Genomic DNA, 17,859 nt, shown 5'->3' with positions numbered 1-17,859 from the left:
GTCAGATCTCGTAGTCCAGCGGCACCGGCTGCCCATAGGCGCCCCCGTGGTACAGCAGCGGCGATCCTTCACCGCCCACCTGGCCGTCCACTACCTGGACCACCACCACGGCGTTGTTCTCGAACGAAAGCCGCATCTGGATCTCGCCGATCAGCCACCCGGCGACATCCTTCAGGATGGGTACCCCGTGGGGACCGATTTCCCAATGGTTGCCTTCGAAGCGGTTGCCGGGGCGGGCGAAGCGCGCTGCCAGCTCCTGGTTGTCCAGGCCCAGCATGTGCACGCCCAGGTACTGCGTGTTGGCCACGGCCGGCCAGGACCTGGAACTGCGCGCCATGTTGAAGGTGAAGCGCGGCGGCTTCGCCGACAGGGACGCCACCGACGTGGCGGTAAAGCCATACGGCTCATCCTGGTAATTCACGGTGATGATGGCGACGCCCGCGGCATGCCGGCGGAACATCTCCCTGAACGTCTGCTCGAACGGCTCGCTGTTGTCGGTCACCGGAACTCCTGGACTAGGTGGCGTAACTCTTTCCCCAAGCGTATTGGCCCGCGGTCATGGCCGGAAAACAGGGGGCGGCAGCAGTGCCGCGGATGACCTTGCAGGAACCTTTGTTAAGGTGTGTTGCATGACGAACTTCGCCCGCCCCGCCAGGCGGCGGCTGCCCTGGTCCCTGCTGCTGGTCCCGGCGGCGGCAGGCATTCCGGCGGGACTCCTCTGGTGGATCCTGGCGCCGGGCGGGTTGAACCTGATCACCCGGGATCCGGCCTTGGCGGCGGGAACGGCGCCCCTGGCGTGGCTGCCGCGCGACCTCACCCTCGCTGGCATCCTGGTGCTCGCCGGCTGCCTGCTGGCCGTATTCCTGGCCGACGGCAAACGGCCCGACCCGCAGGCGGCCCTGCTGGCCGGGCTGGCCGGGGCGATGGCAGGCAGCGCCGTGGCCTGGGGGACAGGCGTCCTGGCCGGACGGCTGTGGGGCCCTGCCGTGGACGCCGGAGCAAATGCCAGTATCGCCTTCTCGCTGCGGGCCTGGCCGGTCCTGCTGCTCTGGCCGGCCGCGACCGCTGTATCGGTCTTTATCCTGGAACTGGTGGGAGCAACCGGCAGGAAGCCCGACGAAGCCGGGATGGAAACGGCCGGGGCGAACAGCCCCGTAAAATAGAGCGGTGACCACATCCCCGGAGTTCCCCGCCCCCGTGACAGCCGCCGTCGACTTCCGCACCATCGACCTTCGGGGCCGCAACCTGACCCTCCAGGCCCTGCGGGCCGCCGTGCCGCGTGCCAAGGGCCAGACCGTGGCGGACGCCGAGGAGAAGGTCCTGCAGATCATTTCGGCCGTCCGGCAGCGCGGCTTCGCGGCACTGGCAGAGCTGGCGGAACGGTTCGACGGCGTGGAGCAGCAGCACCCGCTGGTTCCCGGGGAGGCGATCGCCGCAGCGCTGGAGCAGCTTGACCCGGCCGTGCGGGCCGCGCTGGAGGAGTCCATCAGCCGCGCGCGGAAGTTCGCGGATGGGCAGCGCCCACGCAATGTCGACGTCGAACTCGGCGACGGAGCCGTGGTGAGCCAGAACTGGGTGCCCGTTGCCCGTGTGGGACTGTACGTTCCCGGCGGCCTCGCCGTGTACCCGTCGTCGGTGATCATGAACGTGGTGCCCGCCCTGGCGGCCGGCGTGGAGTCCATTGCCTTGGCCTCGCCCCCGCAAAAGGAATTCGGCGGCCTGCCACACCCCACCATCCTGGCGGCGGCAGCGCTGCTGGGCATCACCGAGGTCTACGCCATCGGGGGAGCTCAGGCCATCGCCGCGTTCGCCTATGGCATCGAAGCCGCCGGGGCGGGCCCGGCGCTGGAGCCGGTGGATGTGGTGACCGGTCCCGGCAATATCTTCGTCGCCACGGCCAAGCGCCTGGTCAAGGGCGTCGTGGGCATCGACTCCGAGGCCGGAACCACGGAGATTGCCATTCTGGCCGACGATTCCGCCCAGCCCGCCCTGGTGGCCGCCGATCTTCTCAGCCAGGCCGAGCACGACCCCAAGGCCGCGTCAGTGCTCATCACCGACTCCGAGGACCTGGCCGACGCCGTGCGTGCCGAACTGGCGCTGCAGGCGGCCGCCACCAAGCACTCCGCCAGGGTGCAGGAGGCGCTCTCCGGCCCGCAGTCGGGCGTGGTGCTGGTCGACGGGCTGGAGCAAGGCATCGCAGCCTGTGACGCCTACGCCGCGGAGCACCTCGAAATCATGACCCGGGATGCTGCCGTTGTGGCCGCCCGCATCCGCAACGCCGGCGCCATCTTCGTGGGCGATTACAGCCCGGTCAGCCTGGGTGACTACTGCGCCGGCTCCAACCACGTGCTGCCCACCAGCGGTACGGCCGCTTTTTCCTCCGGCCTGAACGTGACCACCTTCCTGCGGGCCATCCAGGTCATCAACTACAGCCGGGACGCCCTCGCCGAGGTGCGCGGGCACATCGTGAGCCTGTCCCGGGCCGAGGACCTTCCCGCCCACGGGGACGCCGTCACAGCTCGGTTCCCGGGCAACCAGTGACCACTACATGTAGTAATTACAGGATTGTTATTACCCAAGATCTGCCCGTAAACTGGGATACGCCACGGCATCGCCCCCCGGCGGTGCTGCTGGCTTCCACACCGTTGCACACCACAAGCGAAAAGGGGGAACGCCATGTACTGCCCGTTCTGCCGCAACCCTGATTCCCGCGTGGTGGACAGCCGGATGACGGACGACGGCTCGGCCATCCGCCGGCGCCGGCAGTGCCCTGAATGCGGCCGCCGGTTCACCACGGTGGAAACCACCAGCCTGTCCGTCATCAAGCGCTCGGGCGTCGGTGAACCGTTCAGCCGCAGCAAGGTGATCAACGGCGTGCGCAAGGCCTGCCAGGGCCGTCCCGTGAGCGAGGACGACCTCGCCATGCTGGCCCAGGAAGTCGAAGAGCAGATCCGTGCTTCCGGGGCCGCTGAAATCGAAGCCCACGAAGTGGGACTGGTCATCCTGGGGCCGCTGCAGAAACTCGATGAGGTCGCCTACCTCCGCTTCGCCAGCGTGTACCAGGCCTTCGATTCCCTCGAGGACTTCGAGACTGCCATTGCGCTGCTCCGCCACGAGGCCGGCGAAGGCGCCAAGGGCGCAGCCGGTGCCGCAAAGAGCTCCGAGAAGAGCCCCCTCTAAAACTCCGGTGGCGGCAGCGGAGGGGAAGCCGCAGCCGCCACCGGCACCACTCCTACTTGGCCAGCTTGTGCTGGAGGGCGATCTCCAGGGCTGCGCCCACAATGCCTGCCTCGTTCCGCAGGACCGCCGGGACAATCGGGGTGCGGAGCTTGAGGTTGGGAAGGTACTCGTCGGCGCGCTTGGAAATGCCGCCACCCACGATGAACAGTTCCGGCGAGAACAGGAACTCCACATGCGAGAAGTAGCGCTGCAGGAGCACGCTGTACTCGTCCCATGACAGGCCGTCCCGTTCGCGGGCGACGGCGGACGCCTTTGATTCGGCGTCGTGGCCGTCAATTTCAAGGTGACCCAGCTCTGCGTTGGGAACCAGCTTTCCGTCAAAGATGAAAGCTGAACCGATGCCGGTACCGAGCGTGATCACCAGGACAGTGCCGGCGACGCCTTCCCCGGCCCCGTATCGGGCTTCTGCCAGGCCTGCGGCGTCGGCGTCGTTGATGACTTCCACCGGACGGCCCAGCCGCTTGGTGAGGAGGGCATCGATGTCAGTGTCCAGCCAGCTCTTGTCCACGTTGGCGGCGGAGTGGACCACGCCGTGCTGGATGATGCCGGGGAAGGTCACCCCCACGGGGGAACCGGCCTCCGGAGCTTCCGGGCGGGCCGAAAGTTCGGCCACCACCAGGGCCACGGCCTCGGCGACGGCTTCAGGCGTGGCGGGCTGCGGGGTGGGCACGCGGAAGCGTTCGCCCAGGAGCTTGCCCTTCTTCAGGTCGACAATGCCGCCCTTGATGCCCGTACCACCGATGTCGATACCGATCAGGGGTGCGTTCTTGTGCGACTTCTCGTCCTTCTTGGCCAATGTGATTCCGTTCTTGACAGGGGCGGGCAGGAAAGGGGGCTGCTGGGGTGCGGCCCGTGACAGGTGGCCGGGTAGCGCCTGGTACGTGCCCGCTGTGGGGCATGGGCCAGGCTACGGCAGGGTGAGGATTTCGGCGCCGGCCTCGGTGACCAGCAGGGTGTGCTCGAACTGGGCGGTGCGCTTGTGGTCCCGGGTGACCACGGTCCAGTCATCGCTCCACATGTCCCATTCCACCGTGCCCAGGGTGAGCATCGGCTCGATGGTGAACACCATGCCCGGCTCGATCACGGTGTTATAGGCGGGGGCGGCGTCGTAGTGCGGGATGATCAGCCCGGTGTGGAAGGCTTCCCCGACGCCGTGGCCGGTGAAGTCGCGGACCACGCCATAGCCAAAGCGCTTGGCGTAGGACTGGATGGTCCTGCCAATGACGTTGATTTCACGCCCGGGCGCCACGGCTTTGATGGCACGGTTCAGGGACTCCTGCGTGCGCTCCACCAACAGCCGTGATTCTTCGTCCACGTCCCCGACGAGGAACGTGTAGTTGGTGTCTCCGTGGACGCCGTTAAGGTAGGCGGTGATGTCGATGTTCAGGATGTCGCCGTCCTGGACCACGGTGCTGTCCGGAATGCCGTGGCAGATGACCTCGTTCAGGGAGGAGCACAGGGACTTGGGGAAGCCGCGGTAACCGAGCGTGGAAGGGTAGGCGTTGTGGTCCAGCAGGAACTCGTGGCCTACCTTGTCCAGTTCGTCCGTGGTGACGCCGGGCTGGATGTGCTTGCCCACCTCCACGATGGCCTGCGCCGCGATCTTCCCGGCAATCCGGATCTTCTCGATGGTTTCCGCGCTCTTGACCTCGGAACCAGTGAATTTGGCCGGAGCCGGCTTGCCGACGTACTCCGGACGGGGGATGGACGCCGGGACGGGACGCTGCGGACTCAAGGTACCCGGGGTGAGGGTGCCAATGGGTGCAGTGGAGGCAAGGGAAGGCATAGATTGATCATATAAGGCACCACAGAACGCCTAACAACCGACAAGCTGGGGAGGGTGCGCGTAAGTGTTTGTGTTACGTGGATCACCCCGGTTTCCTGTCGCCGGAACGAGGAGCAACGATGACTGAGTACTGGTTCAACGTCAACACCCACGAAGTGGAAGAAGACCGGCTCTCGGACTGGAGCCAGCTCATTGGGCCCTACAAGACCCGCGAAGAAGCGGAGCATGCCATCGAGAAGGTCAAGGCGCGCAACGCCGCCTGGGAAAAGGGCGACGACGACTGAGCGGCTGTTACCTGCCTAGAAGGAGTGTTCCGGGCCGGGGAACGTACCGGAGCGGACGTCGTCCCCGTAGGCGGTGGCGGCGTCGTGCAGGGTGGTGCGCAGGTCCGCGTACTGCTTGACGAATTTGGCCATCCGGCCGCCGCGAAGCCCTGCCATGTCCTGCCAGACAAGCACCTGGCCCGTGGTGGCCTTCCCCGCGCCGATACCCACCGTGGGGACGGTCAGCGCCGCGTCGACTGCCGCGGCCGTCTCCGCGGGAACCATTTCCATCAGCACGCAAAACGCTCCGGCCTCTTCGAGTGCGCGGGCGTCCTCGATCAGCCGTTGGGCGTCATCGCCGCGTCCCTGGACGCGGTAGCCGCCGAGGGCGTGTTCGCTCTGCGGCGTGAAGCCGATGTGGGCCATCACCGGGATGCCCGCCTGCACCATGGCCCGGACCGTGGGGGCGTAGTACTTTCCGCCCTCGATCTTCACCGCGTGGGCCAGCCCTTCCTTCAGGAACCTGACGCCCGCGCCGACAGCCTGTTCCGCACTGACCTCGTAGCTGCCGAACGGCAGGTCTGCCACCACCAGGGCCCGTTTAGCGGATCGGGCCACGGCCCGGCAGAGGGGGAGCAGTTCGTCAACGGTCACCGGGAGGCTCGTTTCATTGCCATAGACGTTGTTGGACGCCGAGTCGCCGACCAGGAGCACTTCAATGCCGGCGGCGTCGAAAATTTCGGCCGTGTACTGTTCGTACGCCGTGAGCATGGCAAATCTGGTGCCGTCACGCTTGGCCTGCTGGAGGTGGTGGATGCGGACCTTGGTGGGCTTCCGTTCGGCAGGAACCGGCACGCCGGGTCCGTTGCCGTACGGGGCGGATACTTCTGCGGACGCGCTGGAGTCGGAGCTGTTGGAGGCCATGGGATGAGCGTAGTGCGGTACCGGCCGTCCTAGCTACCGCGGGCATCCCCGCCAAAAGGTGATAAGCGCCATAGCTCCGGCACCGAACGGAGGCCGGGAACCGCAGCAGGGGCCGGTACGCGGGCCCGATTGGGGAACCGCCAGGTTAATGGTGTGTTACGCACGGCGCAGGCTCAAGCATCGGCGCCGAATGATTAGTACAGTGATGGTGAACTGCTGCCGGCTTTCCCCTTTGCGCGGACCCGGAGCATGGACGTTGACCGGAGAAGAGGCCATCATGGACCGCCAGCAAGAGTTTGTCCTGCGCACAATCGAAGAGCGCGACGTACGTTTCGTGCGCCTGTGGTTCACCGACGTCGTGGGTTCGCTGAAGTCCGTGGCGCTGGCACCGGCGGAAGTGGAGGGGGCCTTCGAGGAAGGCCTCGGATTCGACGGCTCCTCCATTGAGGGCCTGGCCCGTGTCTTCGAGTCCGACATGCTGGCCCAGCCGGACCCCGCCACCTTCCAGATCCTGCCATGGCGCGGCGAGACCGAGCAGACCTCCAGGATGTTCTGCGATATCCTTACCCCGGACGGCGAGCCCTCCGCGGCCGATCCGCGCAACGTGCTCAAGCGGACCCTCGCCAAGGCCGCGGACATGGGCTTCACCTGCTACACCCACCCCGAAATCGAGTTCTACCTGCTCAAGTCGCACGAGCCGGGTCCGAACGGCGCTCCGGTACCTGTTGACGAGGGCGGCTACTTTGACCACGTCCCGGGCGGCGTGGCCCAGGACTTCCGCCGCACCGCGGTGACCATGCTGGAATCGGTCGGCATTTCCGTGGAATTCAGCCACCACGAGGCCGGCCCGGGCCAGAACGAGATCGACCTTCGCTACGCGGACGCCCTGCAGACGGCGGACAACATCATGACGTTCCGCACCGTAATCAAGGAGGTCGCGCTGCAGCAGGGCACGTACGCCACCTTCATGCCCAAGCCGTTCACCGACCACCCCGGGTCCGGCATGCACACGCACTTCTCCCTGTTCGAGGGTGACAGCAACGCGTTCTTCGAGGCAGGAGCCGAGTTCCAGCTGTCCAAGACGGCCCGCCAGTTCATCGCTGGCATCCTCAAGCACGCCCCGGAGTTCACCGCCGTCACCAACCAGTTCGTCAACTCCTACAAGCGCCTGTGGGGCGGCGGAGAGGCACCCAGCTACCTCAGCTGGGGCCACAACAACCGCTCGGCCCTGGTCCGCGTGCCGCTGTACAAGCCCGGCAAGGGCCAGTCCGCAAGGATCGAGTACCGCGGCATCGACTCCGCCGCGAACCCGTACCTTGCCTACGCTGTCCTGCTCGGTGCGGGCCTGAAGGGCATCGAGGAAGGCTACGACCTCCCGGCCGCAGCCGAGGACGACGTCTGGTCGCTGAGTTCGGCTGAACGCCGCGCCATGGGCCATGATCCGCTCCCGGCCAGCCTGCACGATGCCATCCGTTCCATGGAGGACTCGGAGCTGATGCCGCAGATCCTGGGCGAACAGGTCTACGAGCACTTCCTGCGCAACAAGCGCGCCGAATGGCAGGACTACCGGCTTCAGGTGACGCCCTACGAGCTGCAGCGCAACCTCGGCATCCTCTAGGTGCCCGGCGTGAGCCTGGCACGCCGCCTGATCGCGGCCGGATTCAGTGACTTGGAGAAGGGCGAGCGGTTCCTTGCCGCGCGCGAACTCGAGGGGCTGGACCAGGACAGGCTCTTTGCCGGGCTGCAGCTTGCCGCCAGCCCCGACACCGCCCTGCAGTCCCTGGTCCGGCTGATTGAAAAGCACCCGCAACTCCGGAACCTGGCCGCTGCCGACCTGGAGGAAAGCGAACCGATGTACCGGGTGCTGGGCGCCTCCGAGGCGCTGGGGGAGTTCCTCATCAGGCACCCGGAGCACCTGGACGCCTTCGAGGTCCGGGCCAGTCCCGAGCCGCTGCCCGCAGACCCCGGACGGCTGCGTGCCACCCTCCTGCAGTCCGTTGGCGCTGACCCGCGTGCTGCCCGGCCCGTTGCTGCCGCCACGGGCACGGACGCCTACGCAGCCTTGCGCACCGCCTACCGGCGCGGGCTGGTGGACCTCGCCGTGAAAGACCTCTGCGCCGCGGACCCGCTGGACTTCCTGCCATCGGTGGGCGGCGAACTGGCGGACCTGGCCGCGGCCGCCATTGAGGCCGCCCTGGCGGTCTCCCGCGCCGAAGCCGCGGAGCAGCACAGCGCTGCCGACATCGCCGACGTCGGCCTGGCCGTCATCGGCATGGGCAAGTGCGGGGCCCGGGAGCTGAACTACATCTCCGACGTCGACGTCATCTACGTGGTGGACGCCGGAAGCCTCGAGGATGCGCAGGCCAACACCATCGGCACGGCCCTGGCGAGCGGCATCTCCCGCGCCATCTCCTCGGTGGCCCGGGAACCGGGCCTGTGGGAGGTGGACGCCAACCTGAGGCCGGAGGGCAAATCAGGGCCCCTCGTCCGCACTCTCGCCTCACACGAGACGTATTACGCCAGGTGGGCCGAGAGCTGGGAATTCCAGGCGCTGCTCAAGGCCCGTGCCATCGCCGGCGATGTTGCACTGGGCCGGGCCTACGAGGAAGCTGTGGCCCCGCTGATCTGGAGTTCGGCCGGGCGGGAGGGCTTCGTGGAATCCGTGCAGGCGATGCGCCGCCGGGTTACCGAGAACATTCCGGCCGCCGAGGAGCAGCGCCAGATCAAGCTGGGCCGCGGCGGACTGCGCGACGTCGAGTTCACCGTCCAGCTGCTCCAGCTGGTGCACGGCAAGGCAGATGAGACATTACGACGGCGGGACACCACCTCGGCGATCGCCGCGCTGTCAGCGGGCGGTTACATCGGCCGCTCCGACGCCGCCGCCTTTGACAACGCCTACCGTTACCTGCGCCTCCTGGAACACAGGATCCAGCTGTTCCAGCTGCGCCGCACCCACCTCATGCCGGTGGCGGAGCCGGCGCTGCGCTCCCTGGCCAAGGCGGTGCTGGGGCCGTTTTCCAACGAACGCCCCGCCCCGGACACCCTGCTGTCCGCGTGGCAGCGCACCAAGCGCTCGGTCCGCGAACTGCACGAGCGCATCTTCTACCGCCCGCTGCTCAACACCGCGGCCAAGCTCAGCAGCGAGGACGCCAGGCTCACGCCCGAGGCGGCGCAGGGACGGCTCGCGGCGCTTGGCTACCAGGACCCGCCAGGCGCGATGCGCCACATTGAGGCGCTGACCGCCGGTGTGAGCCGCAGGGCAGCCCTGCAGCGCCAGCTCCTGCCCATCCTGCTCGACTGGCTCGCCGAGGGCGTGGACCCCGACGCAGGCCTGCTGGCCTTCCGCCGCGTCAGTGAGGCCCTGGGCACCACGCATTGGTACCTTGGCCTGCTCCGCGACTCCAACGCCGCCGCCGAACGGCTGTGCCACATGCTGTCCAATTCCCGGCTGATCGCCGACCTGCTGGAAGTCTCACCGGAGTCCGTGGCGTGGCTGGGGCAGGACAAGGACCTGGTTCCGGTGGTTTTCGAAGCCCAGTGGCAGGAAATCACCGCCAAGATGTCACGGCACGAGGACCCCGAGAGCGCCATGCGCCTGATCCGTCTGATCCGGCGCCGGGAAATCCTCCGCATCGCCATCGCCGATTCCGCCGGCCTCCTGGACCAGGACCACGTGGGCAGGGCCCTCGCAGACACCGACCGCGCCGCCGTCCTCGGCGCGCTGCGGGTGGCGGAGGGAATCGTCTCGGCCGGCGGACCGCTCAAGACCACCGTGCTGGTGGTGGCCATGGGCCGCCAGGGCGGCAGGGAGATCGGCTACGGGTCCGACGCGGATGTCATGTACGTCCACCGTGCCCTGCCGGGTTTCTCCGAAGCGGAGGCGCAGGAACAGGCCGCCCGCATCGTGGCAAAGGTGTCCAGCCTGCTCACCCAGCCCCTCAAGCCGGCCATCATGGCGGAACGCGTCCTCCAGATGGACGCCGACCTCCGGCCCGAGGGCAAGAACGGGGCCATGGTGCGCTCCCTTGACTCCTTCGCCGAGTACTACCGCCGCTGGTCCCTCATCTGGGAAGCACAAGCCCTGCTCAGGGCGAGGCCGATGGCCGGCGACGATGCCTTGGCCGCTGATTTCCTCAAGCTGATCGATCCCATCCGGTACCCGGAGACCGTGGCGGAACAGGACGTGCGCGAGATCCGCCGCATCAAGGCCCGGGTGGAATCGGAGCGGCTGCCGCGCGGCGCCGACCCCGCCCGGCACCTCAAACTGGGCCGCGGCGGCCTCAGCGACGTCGAGTGGCTGGTGCAGCTGTTGCAGCTCCAGCAGGCCGGGAAGCACCCGGAACTCCGGACCACGTCCACGCTGGAGGCCCTGGAAGCCGCCGCGGACCTTGGCCTGCTGGACGCTGCAGACGCCGACCTGTTGGCCGAGGCCTGGCGGCTGGCCAGCCGCATCCGGTCGGCCAATGTCATCTGGAGCGGCAAGGCCTCCGACCTCCTGCCGTCCTCGCGCCGCGACCTCGAGGCCGTGGCACGCTGGTGCGGCTACGAGCCGGGCCATGCCGCTGCGCTGGAGGAGGACTACCTCCGGGTCAGCCGGCGGGCCAGGGCTGTCTTTGAGCGTGTCTTCTATGGGCACTGATTGGGTCTGGCTCATCCCGCTCCGCGACCTGGACGCCGATGCCCGGGCCATCCAGCTCGGTGCGGTCGCGGACATGTCGCTGCTGCCCGGCCAGGAACGGTTCGTGGGCGACCCCCTGCGCATGGCGCTGGCAGGGCTCGCGGAAGAGTCACGGCACCCCTGTGTCGTGGAGTCCGGTGGCGATGCTGTCGGCCTCCTGACGCTCCAGGCGGGGGCGGCCGGCCTGGCCGGGTGGCCTGACGATGCCTCGGCGTGGCTCCTGCGGGGCTTCCTCATCGACAGCCGGCACCAGGGCAGGGGGCTGGGAACGCTGGCGGCCACTGCCGCTGTCGAGGCCGCACACAGGCTCACCGCCCGGCACCAAAGCCGCGAGTCCGGCGTCGTACTGTCCGTCAATGAGGAGAACCGTGGAGGCCTGTCTGCTTACCGCCGCGCCGGTTTCGTCGACGCCGGGCCGTACCTGGGCGGTTCCGCGGGGCCGCAGCGGACCATGTTCCGCAGCTTCGCACCCACCGCGCCGGCGTAACGCGCCGGGCCGGCATTGCGCTTAGCAAGCGTTTGCCCGATTATGTGGATGGCGGTGTTCTTCAACCTTGTTGGGGGGAAGGCTGGACAGTCTTCGTCTCGGGGGGCATTCGTCAGGGGGTCCGGCTCCCGGTCTCAGCACGTCTGGAGGCGGGCCCCCACCTTTACGGTCTCCGTCCGCGGCCTGACGGCCCGGACAACGCGAAAGGCGGCCACCGGTTGAATCGGTGGCCGCCTTTCGTTGCTTCAGCGCTCCTGCGGGGCAAGCCGCGGACTAGACGCCGTAGTAGAGCTCGAACTCGTAGGGGTTCGGGCGCAGGGACAGCGGGCGGATCTCGTTCTCGTACTTGTACTCGATCCAGGTGTCGATCAGGTCCTGGGTGAAGACGCCGCCAGCCTGCAGGAACTCGTTGTCCTCGCGCAGGGCCTCCAGGGCTTCCTCCAGGGTGCCCGGAGCCTTCGGGATGTCCTTGGCTTCCTCGGCCGGGAGCTCGTAGAGGTCCTTGTCGATGGGAGCCGGGGGCTCGATGCGGTTGCGGATGCCGTCAATGCCGGCCATCAGCTGGGCAGCGAAGGCCAGGTACGGGTTGGAGGAGGGGTCCGGTGCGCGGAATTCGATGCGCTTGGCCTTGGGGTTGGAACCCGTGATGGGGATACGGATACCGGCGGAGCGGTTGCCCTGCGAGTAGACCATGTTGACCGGGGCCTCGAAGCCCTTGACCAGGCGGCGGTAGGAGTTCACCGTCGGGTTGGTGAAGGCCAGCACGGCGGAGGAGTGCTTGAGCAGGCCGCCGATGTACCAGCGGGCGGTGTCGGACAGGCCGGCGTAGCCCTTTTCGTCGTAGAACAGCGGCTCGCCACCGTTCCACAGCGACTGGTGGCAGTGCATGCCGGAGCCGTTGTCACCGAAGACCGGCTTCGGCATGAAGGTAACCGACTTGCCCCAGGCGTCAGCGGTGTTCTTGATGACGTACTTGAACTTCTGCAGGTCATCGGCAGCGTGGGTCAGGGTGGTGAACTTGTAGTTGATCTCGGCCTGGCCGGCGGATCCAACTTCGTGGTGGCTGCGCTCGACCTCAAGGCCGGCTTCGTCCAGGGCGACGCACATGGCGTCGCGCAGGTCAGCCTGCTTGTCGGTGGGGGAGACCGGGAAGTAGCCGCCCTTGACGGGGGTCTTGTAGCCCAGGTTGCCGCCCTCTTCCTCGCGGCCGCTGTTCCAGTGGGCTTCCTCGGAGTCGATCTTGTAGAAGCTGCCCTCGGGGGAGGACTGGTACTGGACGTTGTCGAACACGAAGAATTCGGCTTCGGGAGCGAAGAACGCGGTGTCGGCGATGCCGGTGGAGGCCAGGTAGGCCTCAGCCTTCTCGGCTACGCCGCGCGGGTCGCGGTGGTAGGGGTCGCCGGTGCGCGGGTTGACGATCGAGAAGTTCAGCGCGAGGGTCTTCTCCATGCGGAAGGTGTCCAGGAACGCGGTGGTGACGTCCGGGATCAGCTGCATGTCAGATTCGGCGATGCCCTGGAATCCGCGGATCGAGGAACCGTCGAAGAGCTGTCCGTTGACGAAGAAATCAGCGTCGACACTCTTCGCGGGGACGTTGAAGTGCTGCTGGACACCCGGAAGGTCGGTGAAGCGGATATCGACGAACTTTACATCTTCGTCCTTGATGAACTTGAGGACTTCGTCCGCAGTCTTGAACATCTATGCTCCTAACGCATATGTAAATATCTGGCATGCACGCCATGTGATCCAGCGCAATCCAAAATCAGGGAGAACGCCTGTTGTCCCTGTCGCGTGTACCTGCCGGGGGATTGCTTGAAACTTCTAACAGACTATGGATCCGGGATTTCCCGTCCGTGTCCGCATTGTTTCGGGCAGGTTACAGAATGCCCTGCTATGACCACGGTATCGTCCGTCCACACTGTGGTCGAGCCCTATCCACAGTGTGGGCGCGCCGCCGGTGCCGGGATCGGTAAACTTGGACGGTGGTAGATCGCAAAGACATAGGCTCCTGGCTCACCGGACCGGACACTTCCGGCATCTCCAAATATCCGGGGGAGCGCCTGGGCCTGCCGGAGTCAGGTCCGGGGTCCATCGCCCGGGCCGGGCGGAGGATCGTTGCGATCATGATCGACTGGGGCATCGCCCTGCTCATCAGCAACTTTGCCTTTGGCGGCGATTCCTGGGCCACGCTGGCTGTCTTCGCCATCGAACAGACCCTGCTGGTGGGAACCCTCGGATACAGCATCGGCCACCGCATCATGGGCATAGCCGTGATCAGGCCGGGCGGGGGCACCCCTGGCCCGCTGGCCGGCCTGGTGAGGGCAGTGCTCCTCTGCCTGGTCATCCCGGCCGTCATTTTCGACCCGGACCAGCGCGGCCTGCACGACAAGGCCATGAATACGCTCCTCATCCGGCGCTGATCCCCACCCGCCGGCAGGCATCGGCGTTCTAGCCGCGGGGCAGTTGCGTCCCGTGATTCTGGCGACGGAAGGCCGGAGCGTTCGTGAGGACCACACCGCAAACCACGACGGCGCCACCCACAAACTGTGCAGCCGTGTGGACGTATCCGGCGAGCATGGTCAGGACGGCGGTGAAAACGGTGATCAGGTTGAGGAACACGCCTGCACCTCCCGCCGGCAGGACCGTCAGTGCGCGGTTCCACAGCACGTAGGACAGTACCGACGGAAAAATCGCGATGAAGAGCAAGGACGCCAATGCACTGCCCGTTGCGGGGAGGGCCGGGCCGCCGCTGGCGAGGTGGACGGGCGCCAACAGGGCCACAGCCACGGCTGCCTGGACCGCCGTAGCCGTAATTGGCGGGACCTTCGGTGCCAGGCGGCCCACGACCGTGTAGGCCGTCCACACCACCACTGCACCCGCCATCAATACTTCCCCGGTGCCAAAACCGGCAGTTGCCAGCCTGCCGATGTCCCCTCCACTGATGACAATGAGGACGCCCGCCAGCGCCACCACGACGCCGGCCACCGCCAGGGGCGTGAGCCGTTCGCGCAGGAACACCGCTGCCGCCAGCGTGATGAGAGCCGGGTTGAAGGCGTTGATCAGTGAGGCATTGAACGCATCGGTATGGTCCAGGGCGAAGTACAGGAGGAGGTTGTAGCCAAGCAGCCCGCACACGCTGAGCGCCAGCAGCCACGGCCACGCAGCCAGAACCGCCCGCCAGGATGGCCGCTCAACAAACTGGGCAATCAGCAGCAGCGGCACCAGCGCAATCGCCCACCGCAGGAAGACCAGGCTGAGGGGGTCGATGCTGTGGACGGCGCCCGCACCCACAACATAATTGCCGGCCCAGAACAGCGTTGCTCCCAGCAGGGAGAAGACGGCCACTGTGCGCTTGTGCCGCGGAGGACCGGCGGCCTGCATCTCCGCTGGGCCAGACGGCTGTGCCTTCAGTTTCTGCTCAGCGGATTCCACAGCGGCGTCCCTGTGTCCGCTAGGCGCGGCTGGACTCGAGGGCAGGGGCGTCCGTTGCGCCGGCAGCCGTAAGGTACCCGCGGCGTCCGGCCCAGCGTTCGAACAACAGGGTGGCGAATGGGAAAATTGCCGAGAACCCGGCCAGCGCGGCCACCCGGAACGGCCAGCGCTGCACGCGCCACAGCATGAGCGCGGCAACCCCGTAGCCGATGAAGAGGGCGCCGTGGATTGGGCCCGCCACCTGGACGCCGAGTTCCGTGGTACCAGCAATCCACTTGAAGTACATGCCGGCCAGGAGTGCTGCCCAACTGCAGGCCTCGGCCACGGCGAGGATGCGGAAGGCTCGGATCGTCGTTGTCCTGAGGGGCATGGTCTTGTCCTGTCGTGGGTGCGATGAACGGTGCCGCAGGAGGCGGACGCCTGCGCGCGGCGAGGAAGGCGCAAAGAAAAACGCCCCGGTACCGGCAGTGCCGGTACCGGGGCGTCTTACCAGCTAGCGTCCGCGGTTGGGACGGGCCTTGTACGGGTCGATGCCCTTGGGGATGGGGAGCCTGGTGCCCATGGACGCGATGCGCTTGGAGACCGTGCTCACTTCGAGCTTGGTCAGTTCGTTCTTCATCTTGCCCATCTGCTTGGCCACCTGGCTCAGCGGCACCTGGCCTTCGCCGCGGCCCGTCTGGATGGTGTGGACCGGAACGTTGGGGAGGATGCGGGCAAGGCGCTTGCGCTCGGCATCGAGCAGCGGCTTCACCCGGTGGGTGGGGCCTTCGCTGACAAGGACGACGCCGGGACGGCCTACGGCACGGAACACGGCATCCTGCGTGCGCGGGTTAACGGCAACGGGCTGGTCTTCCGTAATCCAGCCGCGGCGGAGCGTCCCCAGGGCAGCGCCCGAAGCGCCGGGCTGGTTTTCGATCTGCGCGAACGCAGCACGCTCGGCCCGGCGGGACAGGATGAACGTAGCGGCCAGCAGGCCGAGCGGGATACCGATGATCAGGCCCGTGATCCAGTTGTCCAGCCAGAAACCCACCAGGAAGCTCACGGCCACCACGCCGAGGAACACCAAAAGCATCAGCCACGGAACCATGGGATCGTGGCGGCGGGTCATGGTGAAGACCTCGCCGATCTGCTTGAGCCTGCTGGGCTTCTTGGCCTTCGCTTCCTTGGGCTTGCGCGTGAACAGGCCGCGCTTCACCGCGCTGGAGCCCGCCGGGGTGGAGTTGCTGGAGTCAGGGGATTTCGCCATAGTGCCTCAATTCTACGTGACTTAAACCAAAGGGCCGGACGCTGGATTCTTCCAGTGCCCGGCCCTCTGCCACTTCACAAAGGAGATGTCACGAGTTCGCAGCGAGGAGGGTGCTGGCTTCCTGGCGGGTGGTGCCGGAGTCCTGGATGCCTTCTGCGATGTGGGCGAGTTCGGCGGGGATGTCGCGGCCTTTTTTGCGCATGGCGGTGGCCCAGAGGCGGCCGGCGCGGTAGGAGGAGCGGACCAGGGGTCCGGACATGACGCCGAGGAAGCCGATGTCTTCGGCTTCGTGCTGGAGGTCCACGAATTCCTGGGGTTTGACCCAGCGGTCCACGGGCAGGTGCCGTTCGGAGGGGCGGAGGTACTGGGTGATGGTGATCAGGTCGCAGCCGGCCTGGTGGAGGTCGCGGAGGGCTTCGCTGATTTCTTCGCGGGTTTCGCCCATGCCCAGGATGAGGTTGGATTTGGTGACCATGCCCAGGTTCCGGCCCTGGGTGATGACGTCCAGGGAGCGTTCGTAGCGGAACGCGGGGCGGATCCKYTTGAAGATCCGGGGGACGGTTTCGACGTTGTGGGCGAAGACTTCGGGGGCGGAGTCGCAGATCGCCTTGATGTGGTCGGGGTTGCCGGAGAAGTCGGGGATGAGCAGTTCGACGCCGGTGCCGGGGTTCAGTTCGTGGATTTTGCGGACGGTTTCGGCGTAGAGCCAGACGCCTTCGTCTTCGAGGTCGTCGCGGGCCACGCCGGTGACGGTGGCGTAGCGCAGCTGCATGGAYTGKACGGAGCGGGCCACCTTGGTGGGTTCGAACCTGTCCACGGGGGAGGGTTTGCCGGTGTCGATCTGGCAGAAGTCGCAGCGGCGGGTGCATTCGGAGCCGCCGATCAGGAAGGTCGCTTCCTTGTCTTCCCAGCATTCGAAGATGTTGGGGCAGCCRGCTTCTTCGCAGACGGTGTGCAGGCCTTCTTTTTTGACCAGGTTCTTCAGCCCGACGAACTCCGGGCCCATCTGGACCTTGGCCTTGATCCATTCCGGCTTGCGCTCCACCGGGACCGCAGCGTTGCGCTGCTCGATCCGCAGCATCTTCCGGCCTTCAGGTGCCAATGTCACAGTAGAGCTCCTTCAGGGCTCGAAACCAATGCTTCTTCATGCTTGCGGAATTCCTCCACGAACCGCTCCGCGATGTCCGCGGGATGGATCTCCCTGCCCGTTTCAAGGGACATGGTGGTCACTCCGGCGTCGGTGATGCCGCAGGCGATGATCTGGCCGTAGGGCGCCAGATCATTGCTGCAGTTGATGGCGACGCCGTGCATGGTGACGCCGTTCAGGACGCGGATGCCGATAGCCGCAATCTTGCGGTCGGGGCCCTTGGAATCGGCCTTGATCCATACACCCGCGCGGCCTTTGATGCGTTCAGCCTTGATGCCGTAGTCCGCCATGACGGTGATCATGATCTCTTCCAGCCGCTCCACATAGTCCCTGATCCCGGAGCGGTTCTTCAGCTTCAGGATGGGGTAGGCAACCAGCTGGCCGGGGCCGTGCCACGTAAGTTTCCCGCCGCGGTCCACCGCGACCACCGGCGTACCGTCAAAGGGCCGCTCGTGGTCCTCGGTAAGCTTGCCGGCCGTATAGACAGCGGCGTGCTCCAAAAGAAGGACTGTGCTGGGCGCACTTCCGGCGACAACTTTGTCATGGAGTTCGCGCTGGGCATCCCAGCCTTCCATGTAATCAACGAAGTCGGGGGCAAGACCCAGCTGTGAAAACTCAAGAGTCATGGCATCCAGCTTAGACCCCGCAGCCGTACC

The 17,859-nt window shown here is 66.7% G+C and carries 18 protein-coding genes; 8 read left to right on the top strand and 10 right to left on the bottom strand.

What is annotated here, in order from left to right; translation table 11 throughout:
- Position 1 precedes the first annotated feature (1 nt).
- Positions 2–502, bottom strand: a complete 501-nt coding sequence (locus tag AC1DIP_RS14540; protein ID WP_141160838.1) for a flavin reductase family protein — start codon at positions 500–502, stop codon at positions 2–4.
- 127 nt (positions 503–629) lie between these two features.
- Between AC1DIP_RS14540 and AC1DIP_RS14535 the strand changes: the two genes are divergently transcribed.
- The 3 genes from AC1DIP_RS14535 (at position 630) to nrdR (ending at position 3,180) form a co-directional block, all read left to right on the top strand.
- Positions 630–1,163 (top strand): hypothetical protein, encoded by a 534-nt coding sequence (locus tag AC1DIP_RS14535; RefSeq protein WP_477734147.1) that lies wholly within the window; start codon positions 630–632, stop codon positions 1,161–1,163.
- 4 nt (positions 1,164–1,167) lie between these two features.
- Positions 1,168–2,541 (top strand): histidinol dehydrogenase, encoded by a 1,374-nt coding sequence (hisD, locus tag AC1DIP_RS14530; protein WP_477734146.1) that lies wholly within the window; start codon positions 1,168–1,170, stop codon positions 2,539–2,541.
- 135 nt (positions 2,542–2,676) lie between these two features.
- Complete coding sequence (nrdR, locus tag AC1DIP_RS14525; protein ID WP_141160835.1) at positions 2,677–3,180, top strand: transcriptional regulator NrdR; 504 nt, start codon at positions 2,677–2,679, stop codon at positions 3,178–3,180.
- Between the two features lie 52 nt (positions 3,181–3,232).
- On the opposite strand, the gene ppgK is transcribed toward nrdR, so the two are convergent.
- Both ppgK and map read right to left on the bottom strand, forming a co-directional pair.
- Entirely contained in the window at positions 3,233–4,036 is an 804-nt protein-coding gene (ppgK, locus tag AC1DIP_RS14520; protein WP_387566295.1) for a polyphosphate--glucose phosphotransferase, read from the bottom strand.
- 111 nt (positions 4,037–4,147) lie between these two features.
- Positions 4,148–5,026, bottom strand: coding sequence for a type I methionyl aminopeptidase (gene map / locus AC1DIP_RS14515; RefSeq protein WP_476210552.1), 879 nt, complete (start codon positions 5,024–5,026; stop codon positions 4,148–4,150).
- A gap of 119 nt (positions 5,027–5,145) precedes the next feature.
- Here map and AC1DIP_RS14510 point away from each other — a divergent pair, with 119 nt between their 5' ends.
- Complete coding sequence (locus AC1DIP_RS14510) at positions 5,146–5,310, top strand: SPOR domain-containing protein (protein ID WP_476210553.1); 165 nt, start codon at positions 5,146–5,148, stop codon at positions 5,308–5,310.
- Positions 5,311–5,325: 15 nt separating this feature from the next.
- Here the strand turns inward: AC1DIP_RS14510 and panB are convergent, their stop codons facing one another.
- Positions 5,326–6,213 (bottom strand): 3-methyl-2-oxobutanoate hydroxymethyltransferase, encoded by an 888-nt coding sequence (panB, locus tag AC1DIP_RS14505; protein WP_476210555.1) that lies wholly within the window; start codon positions 6,211–6,213, stop codon positions 5,326–5,328.
- A gap of 277 nt (positions 6,214–6,490) precedes the next feature.
- On the opposite strand from panB, the gene glnA (AC1DIP_RS14500) reads away from it, so the two are divergent.
- From glnA (AC1DIP_RS14500) to AC1DIP_RS14490, 3 genes are read left to right on the top strand one after another with little or no spacing between them, the layout of a single operon-like run.
- Entirely contained in the window at positions 6,491–7,831 is a 1,341-nt protein-coding gene (gene glnA / locus AC1DIP_RS14500) for a type I glutamate--ammonia ligase (protein ID WP_141160830.1), read from the top strand.
- 9 nt (positions 7,832–7,840) lie between these two features.
- On the top strand, positions 7,841–10,852 hold the full coding sequence (locus AC1DIP_RS14495) for a bifunctional [glutamine synthetase] adenylyltransferase/[glutamine synthetase]-adenylyl-L-tyrosine phosphorylase (protein WP_477734145.1): 3,012 nt from the start codon (positions 7,841–7,843) through the stop codon (positions 10,850–10,852).
- On the top strand, positions 10,842–11,378 hold the full coding sequence (locus AC1DIP_RS14490) for a GNAT family N-acetyltransferase (RefSeq protein ID WP_476210559.1): 537 nt from the start codon (positions 10,842–10,844) through the stop codon (positions 11,376–11,378). Before AC1DIP_RS14495 ends, AC1DIP_RS14490 begins: the two co-directional genes overlap by 11 nt.
- A gap of 273 nt (positions 11,379–11,651) precedes the next feature.
- Here the strand turns inward: AC1DIP_RS14490 and glnA (AC1DIP_RS14485) are convergent, their stop codons facing one another.
- A complete protein-coding gene (glnA, locus tag AC1DIP_RS14485; protein ID WP_476210560.1) occupies positions 11,652–13,076 on the bottom strand; it encodes a type I glutamate--ammonia ligase in 1,425 nt (474 codons plus the stop codon).
- 284 nt (positions 13,077–13,360) lie between these two features.
- Here glnA (AC1DIP_RS14485) and AC1DIP_RS14480 point away from each other — a divergent pair, with 284 nt between their 5' ends.
- The gene (locus AC1DIP_RS14480) at positions 13,361–13,798 is read left to right on the top strand and encodes an RDD family protein (protein WP_476210561.1); all 438 of its coding nucleotides are present in this window, start codon (positions 13,361–13,363) and stop codon (positions 13,796–13,798) included.
- A 28-nt stretch (positions 13,799–13,826) separates the two neighbouring features.
- Here the strand turns inward: AC1DIP_RS14480 and AC1DIP_RS14475 are convergent, their stop codons facing one another.
- The 5 genes from AC1DIP_RS14475 to lipB all read right to left on the bottom strand — a co-directional run bounded on the left by AC1DIP_RS14475 (position 13,827) and on the right by lipB (position 17,838).
- Positions 13,827–14,810, bottom strand: a complete 984-nt coding sequence (locus tag AC1DIP_RS14475; protein ID WP_477734144.1) for a DMT family transporter — start codon at positions 14,808–14,810, stop codon at positions 13,827–13,829.
- Positions 14,811–14,829: 19 nt separating this feature from the next.
- Positions 14,830–15,180 (bottom strand): DUF3817 domain-containing protein, encoded by a 351-nt coding sequence (locus AC1DIP_RS14470; protein ID WP_476210564.1) that lies wholly within the window; start codon positions 15,178–15,180, stop codon positions 14,830–14,832.
- Positions 15,181–15,303: 123 nt separating this feature from the next.
- Positions 15,304–16,056, bottom strand: coding sequence for a DUF4191 domain-containing protein (locus tag AC1DIP_RS14465; RefSeq protein ID WP_141181254.1), 753 nt, complete (start codon positions 16,054–16,056; stop codon positions 15,304–15,306).
- Between the two features lie 88 nt (positions 16,057–16,144).
- The gene (lipA, locus tag AC1DIP_RS14460; RefSeq protein ID WP_476210565.1) at positions 16,145–17,164 is read right to left on the bottom strand and encodes a lipoyl synthase; all 1,020 of its coding nucleotides are present in this window, start codon (positions 17,162–17,164) and stop codon (positions 16,145–16,147) included.
- The gene (gene lipB, locus AC1DIP_RS14455) at positions 17,161–17,838 is read right to left on the bottom strand and encodes a lipoyl(octanoyl) transferase LipB (protein WP_263422201.1); all 678 of its coding nucleotides are present in this window, start codon (positions 17,836–17,838) and stop codon (positions 17,161–17,163) included. The genes lipA and lipB overlap by 4 nt, the downstream gene beginning before the upstream one ends.
- Between the last annotated feature and the right edge of the window lie 21 nt (positions 17,839–17,859).

It is taken from the genome of Pseudarthrobacter sp. 05T312, assembly GCF_056396685.1.
This window is presented reverse-complemented; position numbering and strand designations above follow the sequence as displayed.